This window comes from Streptomyces himastatinicus ATCC 53653 (genome assembly GCF_000158915.1).
Classification (GTDB): Bacteria; Actinomycetota; Actinomycetes; order Streptomycetales; family Streptomycetaceae; genus Streptomyces; species Streptomyces himastatinicus.
Genome location: NZ_GG657754.1, coordinates 1,443,799 through 1,444,965 on the forward strand (window position 1 = coordinate 1,443,799; position 1,167 = coordinate 1,444,965).

At 74.1% G+C, this 1,167-nt stretch carries 1 protein-coding gene; it reads left to right on the top strand.

Translation table 11 applies throughout. The features are described 5' to 3' along the window. The coding region (locus SSOG_RS05480) for a putative PEP-binding protein (RefSeq protein ID WP_039936647.1) at positions 1-1,020 on the top strand (1,020 nt) is incomplete at its 5' end. Between the last annotated feature and the right edge of the window lie 147 nt (positions 1,021-1,167).

Consider the following 1,167-nt stretch of genomic DNA (forward strand, 5'->3'; position numbering starts at 1 on the left):
GGCAGCACGGGCGAGATCTTCGTGTCGCCGAACGAGGAGAAGCGGGCAGAGCTGACCCGGGCCGCCGAGGAGCGGCGGGCGGCGCTGGCCGCCTCGTCCGGTCCGGGCGCGACCTCCGACGGGCACAAGGTGCCGCTGCTGGCGAACGTCGGCGGTCCGGCGGACGTACCGGCGGCGGTCGAGGCGGGCGCCGAGGGCGTGGGGCTGTTCCGGACCGAGTTCCTCTTCCTGGACGACAGCACGAAGGCGCCATCGGAGGAGAAGCAGGCCGATGCCTACCGGCAGGTGCTGGAGGCGTTCCCCGAGGGCCGCGTGGTGGTGCGGGTCCTGGACGCGGGCGCGGACAAGCCGCTGGACTTCCTCACCCCGTCCGATGAGCCCAATCCGGCGCTGGGCGTACGCGGACTGCGCACGCTGCTGGACCACCCCGATGTACTGCGGACGCAATTGACGGCGCTGGCCAAGGCGGCCGAGGGGCTGCCGGTCTACCTCGAGGTCATGGCGCCGATGGTGGCCGACCGGCTGGACGCCAAGGCGTTCGCGGACGCGTGCCGGGAGGCCGGGCTCCAGGCGAAGTTCGGCGCGATGGTGGAGATCCCGTCGGCCGCGCTGCGGGCCCGCTCGATCCTTCAGGAGGTCGAGTTCCTGTCGCTGGGCACCAATGACCTGGCCCAGTACACCTTCGCCGCGGACCGGCAGGTGGGTGCGGTGTCGCGGCTTCAGGACCCGTGGCAGCCCGCGCTGCTCGACCTGGTCGCGGCGTCGGCCGAGGCCGCGCAGGCCGAGGGCAAGAGCTGCGGGGTGTGCGGTGAGGCCGCGTCCGACCCGCTGCTGGCGTGTGTGCTGACCGGTCTGGGCGTCACCAGCCTCTCCATGGGTGCCGCGTCGATTCCGTATGTCCGCGCCACGCTGGCCAAGCACACGCTCGCCCAGTGCGAGCGGGCCGCTTCGGCGGCGCGCGCGGCGGACACCGCCGAGGACGCCCGCCGGGCCGCGCAGGCGGTGCTGTCCGGCGAGTGAGCCGATGAGCCGAGCGATGAGCTGAGCAGGGTGCGGGGCCCGTCCCGCCGCGGTGACCGCGGTGGGACGGGCCCTTCTCCGTGTCACCCCGCTTCGCCCTCGGGCCGGGGAAGCGCTGCCCGCCCGGTACTCGACGCCGTGCTCCGG